Raw genomic sequence first — 15631 nt, 5'->3', positions numbered from 1 at the left:
CTTCGAGCGCCGCATCGACATTCACGTCGCGTTGCTCTCCCTGGCTTGCTGTGTCATCTGCGTCCGAAGGCTCTTGCCGTTTTGTTAGCCGCTCTTATTGCTTGACAGCTTCGATCTGCATTACCAGACGCACGTTCTTCGGGAAGCCCCAGTCGATGCCGTAATTCAAACCGAACGCCGTGCGGTCAATGGTGGTTTCAAAGTCGCCACCGCAGACTTCGCGCTTGAGCATGGGGTTTTCATAGCAGGCAAACTGGTTGGCCTTGAGCGTGACGGGCTGGGTGTTGCCCAGCAGCGTCAGCTTGCCATCGACAGAGGCGAGTTTGTCGCCGTTGAAGTGGAACTTGTCGGAGACAAACTTGGCGGTGGGGTACTTGGCTGCGTTCAGAATTTCTTCAGCGATCAGATCCTTGTCAAAAACAGCGGTGCCGGTGTTGACCGAAGCGACGTCAAAGGTGATCTCGACCTTGCCGCTCTTGCCTGCCTTGTCGAACTGCACGGTGCCTTGTTTCTTGTCAAAGCGGCCGCGGTTCACGGACGCGCCAAAGTGGCTGATCTCGAAAGTGGCAAAGGTGTGCGTAGGGTCAATGGCGTAAGTGGCGGGGGCTGCATGGGCGGCAGTGGCCAGCACGGCGGTGGCAGCCAAGGCGAAGAGGGATTTACGCATCAAAAAACTCCTGAAGAAAAGGTTGGGAAAACAGGGGGAACAAAAAAAGCGATCAGAACTTGCCGACACCGCTGAGTGCCAGCTTGAATTTCACCTGCACATCGTCGGCCACCATGGACGTGTCAGCCCACTCGTTCTCGCCGATCTTGAATGCCAGGCGCTTGAGTGGCAGCACGCCGCTGGCGGTGGTGGTGGCGCCGTTTTGCACCAGCGTCACGGGCACCACCACGTCGCGGGCCACGCCCTTGATGCTGAGCTTGCCGGCCACCTCGAATTTGCCTGCGCCCAGGGCCTTGATGGCGCTGGACTGGAACGTGGCCTGCGGGAACTGGGGCACGTTGAACCAGGTGGGCTTGGGCAGTTCGGAGTCGGTTTCGCGCGAGCCCATGGTGGCGCTGCCGGTGTCCACCGTGAAGGCGATCTTGCTGGTGGCCAGCTTGGCGGGGTCAAAACTGACCTGTGCGTCGAACTTCTTGAAATGGCCTTGCAGTGGCACGCCCATCTGGCGCGCGGTGAACTGCACTTCGCTCTGGGCGGGCACCAGCTTTTGCTGCGCCAGTGCAGGCTGGGTCGCCAGCAGGGCGGCGCTGCCCAGGGCCAGGGCCGAGAAGTAGGAAGAAACTTGCATGGGAGGCACTCCTGAAAAATGGGGCGACGGGGATCAGCGGCGACCCGGCAGCATGCGCTGCAGCAGCCCGTCGCGGTCAATGAACTGGTGCTTGAGCACGGCAGCCACATGCGCCAGCACGAGTGCGGCCATGGCCATGGCGCTGAGCTTGTGCAATGGTTTCAGTGCATCGGCCAGATCCGGGCTGACCGGGGCGAAGTCGGGCAACTGCCACAGTCCGAGAAACACGATGGGAAAGCCCGCCGCCGAGCTGTAGGCCCAGCCCAGCAGCGGCACGGCGAAAAACAGCAGGTACAGCAGGTGGTGCGCGCCTTGGTGCGCCATCTGCTGCCACCGGGGCATGGCGTTTAGCATGCGGGCCGGCAGGTGCGGTGGCCGGTGCACCAGGCGCCAGGCCAGGCGCAGCAGCGACAGCACCAGGATGCTGACCCCGGCCCACTTGTGCCAGTTGTAGAGCTTCAGGCGCTGGGGGGAAAAGGGCAGGTCGGCCATGTACAGGCCGAGGCCAAACAGGGTGACCAGCGCAATGCCCAGCAGCCAGTGCAGCAGCATGGCGGTGTGGGTGTAGCGTGGGGCGGCGAGGGCCTGGCCGGGGTCGGAGGAAGGCATGTCGGGGAAAGCGTTGAGGGTTGTCCGTGGCGCGAGGCTGCACGGTATGCAGCAGTTGCCAGACGGATGCCGTGCAGGAATGGCTCCAGTTTAGGGAGTCATGGGACGGACGGGTTTCAGATGGATTGACGGTTCAATTCAAAAAAACTGAATTGATCGACCGTCTGCGCTCAAAGTTCCCCAATGCACGCCGTGCAGAGGGGCTGACCGCCAGGGCGGCGGCCCACTGCGCCAGCGCCGCTTCAATGCGCGAGTGCGGCCTTTTTCCAGGCGGCTGCGGCGGCTTCGCTGTCGTTGCGGCGCTCGGCCAGCTCGGCGAGATGGCGCCAGGCACTGGCGCGCAGGCCGGCGTCGGGCAAATGCGGGGTGGCCTGGGTCAGCAGTTGCTGCGCCTTGCCCCACAGCTCGCGTTTCAGGCAGGCCACGCCCGCCAGGTATTGCAGGCGGGCATCGCGCGGGTTGGCCTGCTGGGCGGATTCGATGCGCGCCAGCCAGGAGGCATCGAGCGTATCCAGGGTCGATTCGAGGGCCCGCACCAGTTTGAGCGCATGCGGGTCGGGCAGGGCTTGCGGCTGCTTGACCATGAGGTCCCAGGCCGGCAGCAGCCAGGCCCTCACCTGTGCCGGTTCGCCCCCCACGGTTGCCAGGCGCTGGGCAGCGTGGATGGCCAGCTCCGGCATGCCGCGTTCGGACTGTTCCAGGTGCAGCCAGGTCTGTTGCAGCTGGGCCGTGTCGCGCGCGCCATTGATGAGCTCGGTGGCCAGGCCGCGCACGATGCTTTGCGCGGCGCCGGCCGAGAAGGCGTGGTGCTTGCCCAGCAGGCGCGCCGTGTCCAGCGCGTCCTGCGTCTGCCGCGCCAGGCGGGTGGCCTTGAGCCGGATGCGCAGCGCCAGCGTGCGCCGGGCGGCGCCCTGCGGCAGAACGGCAAGCCGTTCGAGGGCGGCACGGGCGTCGCGGTCATCCAGCAGCCAGCGTGCGGCACGCATGTGCACGCCTTCGCGCAGTTCCTGCTCGTGCGCGGTGCCGCCTGCCGACACCTGGCCCAGGGCCTGTTGCAAATGGGTGTCGCGCGTGGCGCGGTCCTGCAGCGCGTGTGAGCTTTCGGCGGCCACCATGTGCGCCATGGTCCTCAGGTGGAGGCCGTGGGGCACTGTTTCACCGTCGGTGGTGAGTGCTGCTTCCTTGGACAGGGCCGTCAGTGCCGCCTTGCGTGAGCGGATGAAGCGACCGGCGAGCATGTGCGTCAGGGCATCCAGCATGGCGCCGTGCATGGCGCGTTCTTTTTGCTGCACGCGCCACCGCAGGGCCTGGCGCGGCAAATCCAGCAGGGCGGCCAGCGCGCTCATCGCGGCATACACCGTGACGAAGGTGCTCACCAGCAGCAGCACCACCATGTTCAGGGACAGGTCGATGCGGTAGGGCGGCCAGTACAGCGTGATGGTGCCCTGGTTGTTGCCCGCAAACAGGGCCGCGGCCACGGCCACGCCAAACAACGCCAAAAGCCAAAGTGCAGCACGCATATCAGTGATCCAATGTGCTATGCGCCGACCGGTGAAACTGGCACGGCCAAAGCCAGTACCCCCGCGCAAGGGCCGCCCCGCCGCGCTGGGGGCGTCCCCCTCCCGCTTCGCGCAGCGAAGCGAGAGAGGGGGAAGGCGCGAAGCGACTCAGGGGGCGCTTCATCATCTTCCCGCAGCGGCCGTGGCCAGTGCAGAGAGGGTTTCGTCCAGACGGGGCTGCTCGGCGGCCTTCATGCTGGCCTGGGCGGTCTGCAGCAAGGAGGCGGCGGCCTGCGTGCGGCGCGATGCAGGGTCGAAATACTTGTTGAGTGCCGCGGTGGCGGCGGCCAGGTCGGCGCGGGCCGACTCGAACTGGCGCGCCAGCACCCCCAGGCGGGCGTTGAGCAGCTTGAGCTTGAGGTTCTCGCGCAGGAAGAAAGTCTGCTCGGGGGCCAGCAAAATGGCCTCGGGCTGGTCGATGCGGCTCACGCGCACCAGGTTGCGGGCCTCGTCGCGCACGACCTCCCAGCTGCGCTGCAGCGTGGTCTGCCACCAGGCTTGGTCACCCTGCGGGGCTGCCCCCGCGTTTGCAGGGCCGGGGGCTGCGGCTGCCAGGCGGCGCGTGGCGGCGGCCTGGGCCACGGCATTCTGCACGGGCAGTTCATCCACCTGGCGCACCAGGTCGTCGAGGCGGACCAGCAGGCCGGCGGTGTCGGTGACGGTGGCGCGGGTGAGCCGGTCGAGGTCACGGCCGATGGCGCGCTGCACCGGGGCCAGGCGGGGCTGGGCCGCGCGCTCGATGCGCTGGTTTGCGCTCTTGAGCGTGGCCACCAGGGGTTCGAGGCTGCCCGTGAGCTGGGCCTGCTGTTGCGCCAGGCGGATGGCCGATTCAATATCGACCACGAGGTTTTCGTCGCGCGATCGCGACAGGCTTTGCATGAGTTCTTCGAGCTGGCTGCGCTGCAGTGCCACCTCGCCCACCCGGGCTTCAGTCACCGAGAGGCGGGCGGCCGTGTCGCGTACCAGTTCTTCGGCCTGGCGCGCCACGGTCCGCGCTTCGACGGCCTGTGTGCCTGCATCGGCCGACTGGCGTGCCAGCTGCTCCTGGATGGTGCTGAGCTTTTGCCACAGCAGCCCGCTGCTGACCAGGGCCGCGATGGCCATCGCGGCCAGCAGGTAGGTGCCAACGCCGGTGTGTCGCGGCGTGGCGACCGGGGCGACGCCCCCCGCCGGGCCCGCGCCGGATGCGGCGCTCACCGGGGTGCCGGGGGCGGCTGGGGTGGACGGATCGATGGAGGGCTCGGGGCTCATGCCGCCGATTCTATCGAGGCCATCACGTCGTCCAGTGCGGGCCGGCATTCCTGTACCTGGCCAAAACCGGCGGCGCGTGCCGCTTGCGCAATGCGCGGGTGCGTGGCCAGGGCGCGCGCTGCCTGCAGAGCCAGGCCTGGCACGGCGCTGGCCAGGTGCGTGAGGGCTTCCGAGCTGCTGAGCAGCCACCACGAGCCGTCGCTCGCGGCCGCATGGGCCAGCGCGGTCTGCTCGGGCGTGAGGCGCGGGGCGCCGCGGGTGTAGGCCACCACAAAATCCACCGTGGCGCCGGCCTGCTCGATCTGGCGTGCCAGCCAGTCCCGGCCCTGGCCCGGACCGGGAGCCGAGCCCTCGGAGCAGCCACGCACGATGAGAATGCGGTCGCCTGCGCGCACCTGCGGCGCCACCCGCTGCCACAGGGCTTCCGAATCAAACTGCAGGGCATCGGGCGCCGGGCTGTCGATGCGCTCGCGGGGAACCCCCGCATGCACCAGCGCCTGCACGGTTCCGGGGCCAGGTGCCCATGCTCTTGTTTTGATCGCTGATGGCGCAATCGCATCAGGCGCCAGAGGCGCTTCTTGTTCAAAAAAATAGTCCGCGGCATTGCCGCTGACAAACATGGCGGCGCGGTAGCGGTCGAGGTGTGCGCGGGCCTGGGCCAGCGCGGCCCGGGCAGCGGGGTCGGTGCAGGGGCCAATGGCAATCAGGGGCAGCGCCGCGGCGGCATGGCCGCGCGTGCCCAGTTGCTCCACCCAGCGCGCTGCCTCGCGCGCCGGTCGGGTGACGATGATGCGGGCGCTGGCCACCGCAGGCTCAGCCGGCCACCGGGTCAACGCCCCGGGCGCCACCGGCGCGCAGGCGGGCGGCAATCTCGACGCCCAGGGCATCGGCCGCCGCCAGCGTGGCCACCGGGGCGCTGGCGCTGGCGCGCACCAGGGGCGTGCGGCCGTCGGGGTCGCCCCAGGCGGCTTCCAGGTGCAGGGTGCCCTGCACCAGTCGGCCATGCGCGGCCAGCGGCATCGAGCAGCTGCCGCCCATGGAGCGGCTGACGGCACGTTCGGCCGTCACGGTGAGCCAGGATTCCTGGTGCGCCAGCGGTGCCAGGGCCTCCATCAGGTCCTGGCGGTCGCTGCGGATCTCGATGCCCAGGGCACCCTGGCCCGCGGCGGGCAGCATGTCGCTGGTGGCGAATTCGGTGCGTATGCGATCCTGCAGGCCCAGGCGCTTGAGGCCCGCGGCCGCCAGCACGATGGCGTCGTAGTTGCCTTCATCGAGCTTGCGCAGGCGCGTGTCGAGGTTGCCGCGCAGGGGCTCGATCCTGAGGTCGGGCCGCAGGGCCTGCAGCAGCACCTGGCGGCGCAGGCTGGAGGTGCCGACCACCGCGCCCTGGGGCAGGGCGTCGAGCGATGCGTAGCGGGGTGAGACAAAGGCATCGCGCGGGTCTTCGCGCTCCATCACGCAGGCCAGGGCAAAGCCTGCGGGCAAATCCATGGGGACGTCCTTGAGCGAGTGCACGGCGATATGGGCACGGCCTTCTTCGAGCGCCACCTCCAGTTCCTTGACGAACAGGCCCTTGCCGCCCACCTTGGAGAGGCTGCGGTCCAGGATCTGGTCACCCTGGGTGGTCATGCCCAGCAGCGATACGGAGTGGCCGCGCGCGCGCAGCAGGGCCTGCACATGTTCGGCTTGCCACAGGGCCAGGCGGCTTTCGCGCGTGGCGATCACCAGGGAGAGGGGTTGTGTCGGGCTCAATTTCGTAACCTATTTGTAATCATCGGGCAAGCAGCAATGCTAGCATCGCGCCGCACCGGTGGCTGGTGTCCGCACAGGCCTGCGCAGCAGGCGGGTAGCGGCCGGCTACCCCCTCAATCCGGAGACAAACCCATGAAACGATCCGACAAGGACCAGCCCCTGATAGACGACATCCGCCTGCTGGGGCGCATTCTGGGTGACGTGATCCGAGAGCAGGAGGGCGTGGAAGCCTACGAACTGGTGGAGCAGGTGCGCAAGCTCTCGGTGGCTTTCCGGCGCGATGCCGACCAGGAGGCCGACCGTGCCTTGAAAAAACTGCTCAAGTCGCTGTCGGGCGACCAGACGGTGAGCGTGATCCGCGCCTTCACCTACTTCAGCCACCTGGCGAATCTGGCCGAGGACCGCCACCACATCCGCCGCCGCGCCGTGCACGAGCGCGCGGGCGACACGCAGGAGGGCAGCATCGAGGTGGCCCTGTCGCGCCTGCGCTGGGCCGGCATTGCGCCCAAGACCATTGCGCAGACGCTGGCCAGCAGCTACGTGGCGCCGGTGCTCACGGCCCACCCCACCGAGGTGCAGCGCAAAAGCATCCTGGATGCCGAGCGCGACATCGCCCAGCTGCTGGCCGTGCGCGACGATATCCAGGTGCGCGCCCAGCTGTACAACAGCGCCAAGGATGCGCTCACACCGCGCGAGCTGGCGGCCAATGAAGCTCTGCTGCGCGCCCGCGTGGCCCAGCTGTGGCAAACGCGCCTGCTGCGCTACAGCAAGCTCACGGTGGCCGACGAGATCGAGAACGCGCTGTCGTATTACGAAGCCACTTTCCTGCGCGAGATTCCCAAGATCTACGCGGACCTGGAGCGCGAACTGGGGCAGTACCCGGTGCACAGCTTCTTGCGCATGGGCCAGTGGATCGGCGGCGACCGCGATGGCAATCCCAACGTGACGGCACAAACCCTGCAATATGCCTTGCGCAGCCAGTCCGACATGGCGCTGCGCCACTACCTCACCGAGGTGCATTTTCTGGGGGGCGAGCTGTCGCTGTCGGCGCGGCTGGTGGCGGTATCGCCCGAAATGCAGGCGCTGGCCCAGCGCTCGCCCGACACCAATGAACACCGCCAGGACGAACCCTACCGCCGTGCCCTGACCGGTATCTACGCGCGCCTGGCGGCGTCGCTCAAGGACCTGACCGGCGGCGAGGCCGCCCGGCATGCGGTGGCGCCGCAGAATGCCTATGCCAGTGCGCAAGAGTTCCTGGCCGACCTGCGCGTGATCGAAACCTCGCTCCAATCCCACCACGGCGAAGCCATGGCCGCAGAGCGCCTGCACCCGCTGATCCGCGCGGTGGAGGTGTTCGGCTTTCACCTGGCCACGGTGGACCTGCGCCAAAGTTCCGACAAGCACGAGGAGGTGGTGGCCGAATTGCTGGCCACGGCCCGCATCGAGCCCCACTACAGCAGCCTGCAGGAGGCCGCCAAGCGCGCGCTGCTGATCAAGCTGCTCAACGACGCGCGCCCGCTGCGCGTGGTGGGCGCCCCGTATTCAGCCCACACGCAAGGCGAGCTGGCCATCTTTGAAACGGCCCGTACGCTGCGCCAGCGCTTTGGCCACGAGGCGATTCGCCACTACATCATCAGCCACACCGAAACGGTGAGCGATCTGCTGGAAGTGCTGCTGCTGCAAAAAGAAGTGGGCCTGATGGACGGCACGCTCGATGCCGAGTCGAAAAACCACCTCATCGTGGTGCCCCTGTTCGAGACCATCGAAGACCTGGCGCATTCCGCGCCCATCATGCGCGAGTTCTATGCCTTGCCCGGCGTGGCTGCGCTGGTGCAGCGCAGTGGTGGCGAGCAGGACATCATGCTGGGCTACAGCGACAGCAACAAGGATGGCGGCATCTTCACCAGCAACTGGGAGCTGTACCGCGCCGAGATCGCGCTGGTGGAACTGTTCGACGAACTGGCCACCAGCCACGGCATCCAGCTGCGCATGTTCCACGGCCGCGGCGGCACCGTGGGCCGGGGCGGCGGCCCGAGCTACCAGGCCATCCTGGCGCAACCCCCGGGCACCGTGCGGGGGCAGATCCGCCTGACCGAGCAGGGCGAGGTGATTGCCTCGAAGTACGCCAACCCCGAGATTGGCCGGCGCAACCTCGAAACCCTGGTCGCCGCCACGCTCGAAGCCACGCTGCTGCAGCCCACCAAATCGGCCACCAAGGCGTTTCTGGACGCCGCCGCGCAGCTGTCAAAGGCCAGCATGGACGCCTACCGCGCGCTGGTGTACGAAACACCGGGCTTCACCGACTATTTCTTCAATTCCACGCCCATCCGCGAGATTGCCGAGCTCAACATCGGCTCGCGCCCGGCATCGCGCAAGGCCAGCCAGAAGATCGAAGACCTGCGCGCGATTCCCTGGGGCTTCAGCTGGGGCCAGTGCCGCCTCACGCTGCCCGGCTGGTACGGCTTTGGCGCTGCGGTGGAAGCCTTCGTCAACCTGGAGGGCAAGGACCCCAAGACCCAGATGGCTTTGCTGCAGCGGATGTACCGCCAGTGGCCGTTCTTTCGCACGCTGCTGTCCAACATGGACATGGTGCTGGCCAAGAGCGACCTGGCGCTGGCCTCGCGCTACAGCGAACTCGTCACCGACGCCCGCCTGCGCAAGAGGGTGTTCAGCGCCATCGAGGCCGAGTGGCACCGCACGGCCGATGCGCTGACCCGCATTACCGGCGACAAGCAGCGCCTCACGCACAACACGGCGCTGGCGCGCTCCATCAAGCACCGTTTTCCCTACATCGATCCGCTGCACCACCTGCAGGTGGAACTGGTGCGCCGCTGGCGCGCAGGCCAGGGCGACGAGCGGGTGCAGACGGGTATCCACATCTCGATCAACGGGATTGCGGCCGGGTTGCGCAACACGGGTTGATTTGTGGAGGTGCTGGGCGCGCGATCAGTCCCCCAGCAGCTCGCCCACCGGCTTCAGGTCCTCCACCCGGTCGCAGACGGCCTTCACGGCCATCATCACCGGGATGCCCAGCAGCAGCCCCCACAGGCCCCACAGCCAGCCCCAGGCGAGCACGCTCACGAACACCGCCACGGGGCTCATGCTGCTGGCGCGGCTGGTGAGCCAGGGGGTGAGCAGGTTGCCGACGATGGTGTGGATGACCAGCGAGGCGCCGCCGATCGCCAGGGCCATGTCCAGCGTGCCGAACTGCAAAAAGGCCACCAGCCCCGACGCCCCCGTCACCAGCGCCGAGCCGATGTAGGGCGCCAGGTTGAGCACCGCGGCCACCACGCCCCACACCGCTGCATTCTCCAGGCCCAGCGCCCAGTAGGCCGCACCGGTTGCCAGCCCCACCAGCACACTCGTGAAGACCTGGACCAGCAGGTAGCGCTGGATCTGGCTGGTGATGTCTGCGAGCACATGGATGGTGATCTTGCGCCGCTCCAGGCTGGTGCCCGCGATGCGCACCAGCTTGTCGCGCAACAGGTTGCCCGAGGCCAGCGCAAAGTAGGTGAGAAAAATCACCACCATGAGCTGCCCCAGCGCCGACATGAGCCCCTTGGTTCCGCTCCAGAGGTAGTCGCGGATATTGAAGGGCGGGCGTTCGATGATGACCCGCTGCACGCCGCGGCGTGCCGGGGTGCTGGCGCCCGTGTCAGTGGTGGCCTGCTCGATCTGCGTCGCGGCCTTTTGCACGGTGTCCAGGGGGCTGCTGGCGCCCGTGCGGTTCTTGAGGCTGTCGCGCACTTTCTTGGCCGCCACGGGCAGCGAGTCCACCAGCTGCGCTGCACCGTCGCTGAGCGACCAGGCCGTGGCTGCCAGGCCCGAGACAATGGCAATCAGCAGCACGCCCGCCCCCAGCCAGCGCGGCACATGCCAGCGCCACAGGGCTTCCACCATGGGCCTGAGGGCCGTGGTCAGCAGCAGGCTGAGCATGATGGGAATGAACACCGCGCTGGCCCAGTGCAGCAGTGCCACGCTGGCAAACAGTGCCAGCAGCGCCAGCGACAGGTTGCGCACATCCACCGGCATCTGCAGCATCACCGGCGCCCGCTGGCGGGGTGCGGCGGAGGCGGGCTGCGCGGGTGCAGCCAGTGTGGGGGCGGGCTCGCTGGCGGCGGTGGGCCGTGCATCGGCGGGATGGGGCGGCGAGGCAGGCGGCACCGGCGAAGCCTGCGGTGGGGGCGGGATGGGCTCTGTGGGCTCGGTCATGCGCGGATTGTGCGGCAGCCGCAACCCCTGCCCTGTAGGCGGCCATCGCTTGTCTGTGGGGGCAAAGTGCACGCCAAAACCCTCGTTGCCGACCTTCCTGGCCGAGTGCTGGATCAGCAGGCTCCCAGGCGTTGCCCCCCCTGAATTCTGCGCAGGGTGTTGACAGCGGCTGCAAACCCTCTTTTTTTGCGCTTTGGCAACCCAGGTTGCCGGATCTGGCCCTTTCAGCCTTTTTCGACGGGGCGGTCGGGGTCGGAGCACCATTCGCTCCAGCTGCCGGCAAACAGTGCGGTGGAGCCCAGGCCCGCCACTTCCATGGCCAGCAGGTTGGGCACTGCACTCACGCCACTGCCGCACTGGTGCACCACGGTGGCCGGGTTGCGGCCGGCGAGCAGTGCGTCAAACTCTGCACGCAGCACGGCCGCAGGCTTGAAGCGGCCATCGGTGCCGATGTTGTCGGCGAACGGGCGGTTAAGGGCGCCCGGAATGTGGCCTGCCACGGGATCCAGCGGTTCCACCTCTCCCCGGTAGCGGGCGCCTGCGCGGGCGTCGATCACGGTCTGGCCGGGCTGTTGCAGCCGTGCCAGCACCTCGCATGCCGTGGCCAGCTGGCGCAGGGGCGCGCCCAGCTGAAAGTTCGACTGGAAGTGCGCGGGCTCTGCACCGCTGGCGACCGCGCCGCCCGCTGCCTGCCAGGCCTGCAGGCCGCCATCGAGCACCGCCACGGCATCGTGCCCTGCCCACTTGAGCATCCACCACAGGCGCCCGCAGTAGTTGGCGCCGTTGCGGTCGTACACCACGGCCTGCATGCCGTTGGCAAAGCCCACGCTGGAGAGCCAGATGGCAAAGCGCTCGCGGCTGGGCAGTGGGTGGCGGCCGCCTGATGCGGGCTGGTCGGCCTCCTGCGCGGTGACGGTGCCGTGCGGGCCGGGTGTGCCGTGTTTGGCGCTCAGGTCGTTGTCGAGGTGGGCATACACCGCGCCGGGGATGTGGGCCTGTGCGTACTGCTGTGCACCGGCCGCTGGTTGCGTCAGGTCAAAGCTGCAGTCAAACACCATCAGCGGCGCGCCGCTGGCGATCAGGGATTGCAGGTCGGGGGCGGATACCAGGGTGGTGTAGGTCATGGGCTGTCGGGTACGCGCAGGCACCAGGGCGAAGGTGGAGGGCAATGGAGTGCCTCCATTGTGTCAATGTTCCTCGGCCGGTGCTCCGGGCGCGGCGCGGGTGCGCAGCACGGTGGCCACGATGCCGCTGCCCACGATCAGCACCATGCCGATCCAGCCCATGGGCGGAAGCTGGTCGCCAAACAGCGCCACGCTGTAGATGGCCGCAAACACGATGCCCGAATACTGAAGGTTGGCCACCACCAGGGTGCCGCGCTGGGTCTTGGCGCTGGCGTAGGCGCGGGTCATGCACAGCTGCCCGCCCGCCGCCAGCACGCCAATGGGCAGCAGCCACAGCGCGGGCCAGCCCGGCCAGGGCGAGGTGCCGGTGACCAGCAGGGCGGTGCCGCCGGCCACGGCCGAGCCCACCGCGAAGTAGAAGACGGTGCGTGACTCGGGCTCGCCCAGCCGCGACAGCGCGACCACCTGCATGTAGGCAAAGGCGGCTGTCATGCCCGACATGAGGCCGATCAGGCCGGCAAATGCCTGGTTCTGGTCGAGGCTGGGGCGCAGCATCATCACCACCCCGACAAAGCCGGTCAGCACCGTCAGCACCAGCGGGCCCTGGAACGCCGGACGTGGCGACGCGGCCGAGGGGCGCCAGGCCAGCAGCGCGCCGCCCACCAGAAAGGCGGCAATCCACACGCTGCTCATGTAGTTGAGCGTCATGGCCGTGGCCAGGGGCAGGTGGGCAATGGCATAGAACCAGGCGCCCAGCGATGCCACGCCGACCAGGCTGCGCCAGGCGTGCATGCCGGGGTAGCGCGTGGCCAGTGCCACGCGCTGTGAGCGTGCCAGCAGCCACAGGATCACGATGCCGATCAGGCCGCGATAGCAGACCAGCTCGGCGGCGTTGAAATGGGCCGAGGCGATCTTGACGCACACGCCCATGCTCGCAAACAGGAACGCGGCCAGCACCATCCAGAGGGCTTGCATGGGATCAATCGGGAAAAAGTGGGTTGAGCAACAAAAATAGCTGCCAGTGCTTGAAAAGCAAGCACTGGCAGCTATTGTAATGAGAGCGCCTGTGCGCTGTCGGGCTTATTGGGTGGGTTGGCTCGCCGTATTCAGGCCTTTGGCGTCGTCTGGCCCATGGCCTCGCGGTACCACTCATGAAAGTGCTGCATGCCGTCTTCCATGGGGCTCTGGTAAGGGCCCACCTCATTGTCTCCGCGCGCCAGCAGGGCCTTGCGGCCGGCGTCCATGCGCTCGCCGATCTCGTCGTCCTCGATGCAGGTCTCCATGTAGGCGGCCTGCTGGGCCTCGACAAACTCGCGCTCGAAGGCCGCGATTTCCTCGGGGTAGTAGAACTCCACCATGTTCAGTGTCTTGGTTGGGCTGACGGGGTGCAGCGTCGAGACGGTGAGCACATGCGGATACCACTCGACCATGATGTGCGGGTAGTAGGTGAGCCAGATGGCTCCGCGCTCGGGCATCTTGCCGCCGCGGTAGTTCAGCAGCACCTCATGCCATTTCTTGTACACGTCGGAGCCGGGCTGGCCGAAGGCCGAAGACACCCCCACGGTCTGCACCGAGTATTGCTTCTGGAATTCCCAGCTCAGGTCGTCGCAGGTGACGAAATGGCCCAGGCCCGGGTGGAAGGGGCCGACGTGGTAGTCCTCCAGATAGACCTCGATGAAGGTCTTCCAGTTGTAATTGCACTCGTGCAGCTCGATGCGGTCGAGCGCGTAGCCCTCGAACGAGAGCTCGGCACGCGGGCCCATGCCTGCGAGGTCGGCCCCGATGTCGCGGCCGTTGTCCTCGAAGAGCAGGCCGTTCCACTCGCGCAGCTGGTAGTTGTTGAGGTTCAGGCAGGGGTCGTGCGCGAAATGTGGCGCGCCCAGCAATTCGCCGCTGGCCTTGTAGGTCCAGCGGTGCAGGGGGCACACGATGTTGCCGCCCGCGCTGCCTTTTTGCTGGGTGTTCAGCGAACCGCGGCCCTTGAGCATGACCGCCTGGCGGTGGCGGCAGACGTTGGAGATCAGCTCCACGCCGCCCTGGGCGTTGCGCACCAGCGCGCGCCCTTCGCCCTCCTGGGGCAGGGCGTGGTAGTCGCCCGGATGGGGCACGGAAAGCTGGTGCCCCACATAGCGGGGCCCGCGCTGGAAGATGGTTTCCAATTCGCGCTGGAACAGCGCCTCGTCAAAGTAGCTTGAAACTGGTAGTTGGCTTGCGGCCTGCTGCAGTCGAAGACTTAAATCAGACATGGGGGACCTGACCTAAAGACTCCCCACAGGGAGGTTGTGGGAGGTGCGCCGGGGCGCATCTGGAAAAAGAAAACCGGCTAGGTGACTAGCCGGCTCGAAAGGAATGGGATTATAGGCGGTGGGGTTATTCCCGCACCCCCCTTACGTGTATTGCCAATCGCGTTAGGGCATGTGGCGGCTGCATGGCTCGGGGGTATCGGGCCGTGCGGCAGCCTGGTCTCCGGCGGGGTGCCGGGGCCTGTCGCGGGCGTGCGGCAGCGCCGTCTCATGGGTAGGCCTAAAATCGTTTGTTTTATCTGCGCAACTTCTGCCGTCCTGCCCATGCCCAAGGCCTCTGCCTCCACCGCCCCACCCGCCGAACCTGCCAGCTATGAAGCGGCGCTGGAAGAGCTGGAGCAGCTCGTGGGCCGCATCGAGTCGGGCCAGCTGCCGCTCGATCAGATGCTGGCCGGCTACCAGCGCGGTGCGGTATTGCTGGCGTTTTGCCGCCAGCGGCTCGAAGCGGTGCAGGACCAGATCAAGGTGCTCGATGAAGGCATGCTGCAGCCATGGGCGCAGGAATGATGGCGGCGCACGGCATCTCCACGGCTTTTGATCTGGCCGGCTGGAGCGGTCAGCACCTCGATCTGGTCGAGCAGGCCCTGGGGCAGTGGGTGGGCCGTGATGCGCCCGCCGGCCTGGGCGAGGCCATGCGCTATGCGGTGCTCGACGGTGGCAAGCGCCTGCGGCCGCTGCTGGTGCTGGCGGCCTATGAGGCCGTGCAAAGCGGGGCGGACGGCGCAGCGCGCGAAGCCGCCCCATGCGCCGGCATGGACCAGGCCGCTCTGCGTGCCGGCATGGACCAAGCGGCCCTGCGTGCCGGCATGGACCAAGCGGCCCTGCGTGCCGCGTGCGCCGTCGAGCTGATCCATGCCTATTCGCTGGTGCATGACGACATGCCCTGCATGGACAACGATGTGCTGCGCCGCGGCAAGCCCACGGTGCATGTGCAGTTTGGCGAGGCGCAGGCCTTGCTGGCGGGCGACGCGCTGCAGGCGTTTGCCTTTGAATTGCTGACACCCGATGACGAACGTGTTGCTCCGGCCGTGCAGGCCGCGCTGTGCCGCCAGCTGGCGCGGGCTGCCGGATCGGCGGGCATGGCGGGCGGGCAGGCGATCGATCTGGCCAGCGTGGGGCTGGCCCTGACGCAGGACCAGTTGCGCCAGATGCACCGCCTCAAGACCGGTGCGCTGCTCCAGGCCAGCGTGATGATGGGCGCGGCCTGTGGCGCGTCAGGTGCCGCAGCGCACAAGGCGCTGGCGGATTACGGCGCGGCGCTCGGCCTGGCATTTCAGGTGGTGGACGATATCCTGGATGTGGTTGCCGACTCGGCCACATTGGGCAAGACCGCCGGCAAGGATGCCGCCAGCGACAAGCCCACCTATGTCTCCCTGCTGGGGCTTGCCCCTGCGCAGGCCCATGCGCAAGAGCTGCTGGCGCAGGCGCAAGCCGCGCTGGCCGCCTCGGGCCTGGCCGATACGCGTGCGCTGGCGGCTCTGGCCGACATGGTGGTGAACCGATCGTATTGACGCCCGGTGCTTGTC

The 15631-nt window shown here is 67.6% G+C and carries 14 protein-coding genes; 3 read left to right on the top strand and 11 right to left on the bottom strand.

From position 1 onward, the window contains the following. Nucleotides 1–94 precede the first annotated feature (94 nt). From BLW02_RS10660 to hemC, 7 genes are all read right to left on the bottom strand, one after another. Entirely contained in the window at nt 95–667 is a 573-nt protein-coding gene (locus BLW02_RS10660; RefSeq protein WP_092698392.1) for a YceI family protein, read from the bottom strand. A 52-nt stretch (nt 668–719) separates the two neighbouring features. After that, entirely contained in the window at nt 720–1295 is a 576-nt protein-coding gene (locus tag BLW02_RS10655; protein ID WP_092698390.1) for a YceI family protein, read from the bottom strand. 33 nt (nt 1296–1328) lie between these two features. Next, complete coding sequence (locus BLW02_RS10650; protein WP_092698388.1) at nt 1329–1904, bottom strand: cytochrome b; 576 nt, start codon at nt 1902–1904, stop codon at nt 1329–1331. 242 nt (nt 1905–2146) lie between these two features. Further along, nucleotides 2147–3424, bottom strand: a complete 1278-nt coding sequence (locus BLW02_RS10645; protein WP_092698386.1) for a heme biosynthesis HemY N-terminal domain-containing protein — start codon at nt 3422–3424, stop codon at nt 2147–2149. A gap of 162 nt (nt 3425–3586) precedes the next feature. Further along, entirely contained in the window at nt 3587–4714 is a 1128-nt protein-coding gene (locus tag BLW02_RS10640; RefSeq protein WP_092698384.1) for a uroporphyrinogen-III C-methyltransferase, read from the bottom strand. Then, on the bottom strand, nt 4711–5520 hold the full coding sequence (locus BLW02_RS10635) for a uroporphyrinogen-III synthase (RefSeq protein WP_244273674.1): 810 nt from the start codon (nt 5518–5520) through the stop codon (nt 4711–4713). Before BLW02_RS10635 ends, BLW02_RS10640 begins: the two co-directional genes overlap by 4 nt. 7 nt (nt 5521–5527) lie before the next feature. Continuing rightward, on the bottom strand, nt 5528–6466 hold the full coding sequence (gene hemC / locus BLW02_RS10630) for a hydroxymethylbilane synthase (RefSeq protein WP_092698380.1): 939 nt from the start codon (nt 6464–6466) through the stop codon (nt 5528–5530). Nucleotides 6467–6598: 132 nt separating this feature from the next. Here hemC and ppc point away from each other — a divergent pair, with 132 nt between their 5' ends. Continuing rightward, on the top strand, nt 6599–9388 hold the full coding sequence (ppc, locus tag BLW02_RS10625; protein WP_092698378.1) for a phosphoenolpyruvate carboxylase: 2790 nt from the start codon (nt 6599–6601) through the stop codon (nt 9386–9388). Between the two features lie 24 nt (nt 9389–9412). Here ppc and BLW02_RS10620 read toward each other — a convergent pair whose 3' ends face one another. The 4 genes from BLW02_RS10620 to BLW02_RS10605 all read right to left on the bottom strand — a co-directional run bounded on the left by BLW02_RS10620 (nt 9413) and on the right by BLW02_RS10605 (nt 14048). Continuing rightward, complete coding sequence (locus tag BLW02_RS10620; RefSeq protein ID WP_092698376.1) at nt 9413–10678, bottom strand: AI-2E family transporter; 1266 nt, start codon at nt 10676–10678, stop codon at nt 9413–9415. Nucleotides 10679–10902: 224 nt separating this feature from the next. Beyond that, nucleotides 10903–11802: a sulfurtransferase gene (locus tag BLW02_RS10615; RefSeq protein WP_092698374.1), complete on the bottom strand. Its 900-nt coding sequence runs from the start codon at nt 11800–11802 to the stop codon at nt 10903–10905. A 63-nt stretch (nt 11803–11865) separates the two neighbouring features. After that, nucleotides 11866–12777 (bottom strand): DMT family transporter, encoded by a 912-nt coding sequence (locus BLW02_RS10610; RefSeq protein ID WP_092698372.1) that lies wholly within the window; start codon nt 12775–12777, stop codon nt 11866–11868. 131 nt (nt 12778–12908) lie between these two features. Then, nucleotides 12909–14048, bottom strand: coding sequence for an aromatic ring-hydroxylating oxygenase subunit alpha (locus BLW02_RS10605; RefSeq protein WP_092698370.1), 1140 nt, complete (start codon nt 14046–14048; stop codon nt 12909–12911). 321 nt (nt 14049–14369) lie between these two features. Here BLW02_RS10605 and xseB point away from each other — a divergent pair, with 321 nt between their 5' ends. Both xseB and BLW02_RS10595 read left to right on the top strand, forming a co-directional pair. Next, on the top strand, nt 14370–14612 hold the full coding sequence (gene xseB, locus BLW02_RS10600; protein ID WP_092698368.1) for an exodeoxyribonuclease VII small subunit: 243 nt from the start codon (nt 14370–14372) through the stop codon (nt 14610–14612). Continuing rightward, a complete protein-coding gene (locus BLW02_RS10595; RefSeq protein WP_244273673.1) occupies nt 14597–15616 on the top strand; it encodes a polyprenyl synthetase family protein in 1020 nt (339 codons plus the stop codon). Before xseB ends, BLW02_RS10595 begins: the two co-directional genes overlap by 16 nt. Nucleotides 15617–15631: the final 15 nt, after the last annotated feature.

This window comes from Acidovorax soli, from assembly GCF_900107605.1.
GTDB lineage: Bacteria > Pseudomonadota > Gammaproteobacteria > Burkholderiales > Burkholderiaceae_C > Acidovorax > Acidovorax soli.
This window is presented reverse-complemented; position numbering and strand designations above follow the sequence as displayed.

Bases quoted from the DNA above. Each gene is read 5' to 3' on its own strand.
- BLW02_RS10610 (WP_092698372.1), bottom strand. From the start codon at position 12,777: ATGCAAGCCCTCTGGATGGTGCTGGCCGCGTTCCTGTTTGCGAGCATG.
- BLW02_RS10640 (WP_092698384.1), bottom strand. From the start codon at position 4,714: ATGAGCCCCGAGCCCTCCATCGATCCGTCCACCCCAGCCGCCCCCGGC.
- BLW02_RS10605 (WP_092698370.1), bottom strand. From the start codon at position 14,048: ATGTCTGATTTAAGTCTTCGACTGCAGCAGGCCGCAAGCCAACTACCA.
- BLW02_RS10645 (WP_092698386.1), bottom strand. From the start codon at position 3,424: ATGCGTGCTGCACTTTGGCTTTTGGCGTTGTTTGGCGTGGCCGTGGCC.
- BLW02_RS10650 (WP_092698388.1), bottom strand. From the start codon at position 1,904: ATGCCTTCCTCCGACCCCGGCCAGGCCCTCGCCGCCCCACGCTACACC.
- BLW02_RS10615 (WP_092698374.1), bottom strand. From the start codon at position 11,802: ATGACCTACACCACCCTGGTATCCGCCCCCGACCTGCAATCCCTGATC.
- BLW02_RS10660 (WP_092698392.1), bottom strand. From the start codon at position 667: ATGCGTAAATCCCTCTTCGCCTTGGCTGCCACCGCCGTGCTGGCCACT.
- BLW02_RS10655 (WP_092698390.1), bottom strand. From the start codon at position 1,295: ATGCAAGTTTCTTCCTACTTCTCGGCCCTGGCCCTGGGCAGCGCCGCC.
- xseB (WP_092698368.1), top strand. From the start codon at position 14,370: ATGCCCAAGGCCTCTGCCTCCACCGCCCCACCCGCCGAACCTGCCAGC.
- ppc (WP_092698378.1), top strand. From the start codon at position 6,599: ATGAAACGATCCGACAAGGACCAGCCCCTGATAGACGACATCCGCCTG.
- BLW02_RS10595 (WP_244273673.1), top strand. From the start codon at position 14,597: ATGGGCGCAGGAATGATGGCGGCGCACGGCATCTCCACGGCTTTTGAT.
- BLW02_RS10620 (WP_092698376.1), bottom strand. From the start codon at position 10,678: ATGACCGAGCCCACAGAGCCCATCCCGCCCCCACCGCAGGCTTCGCCG.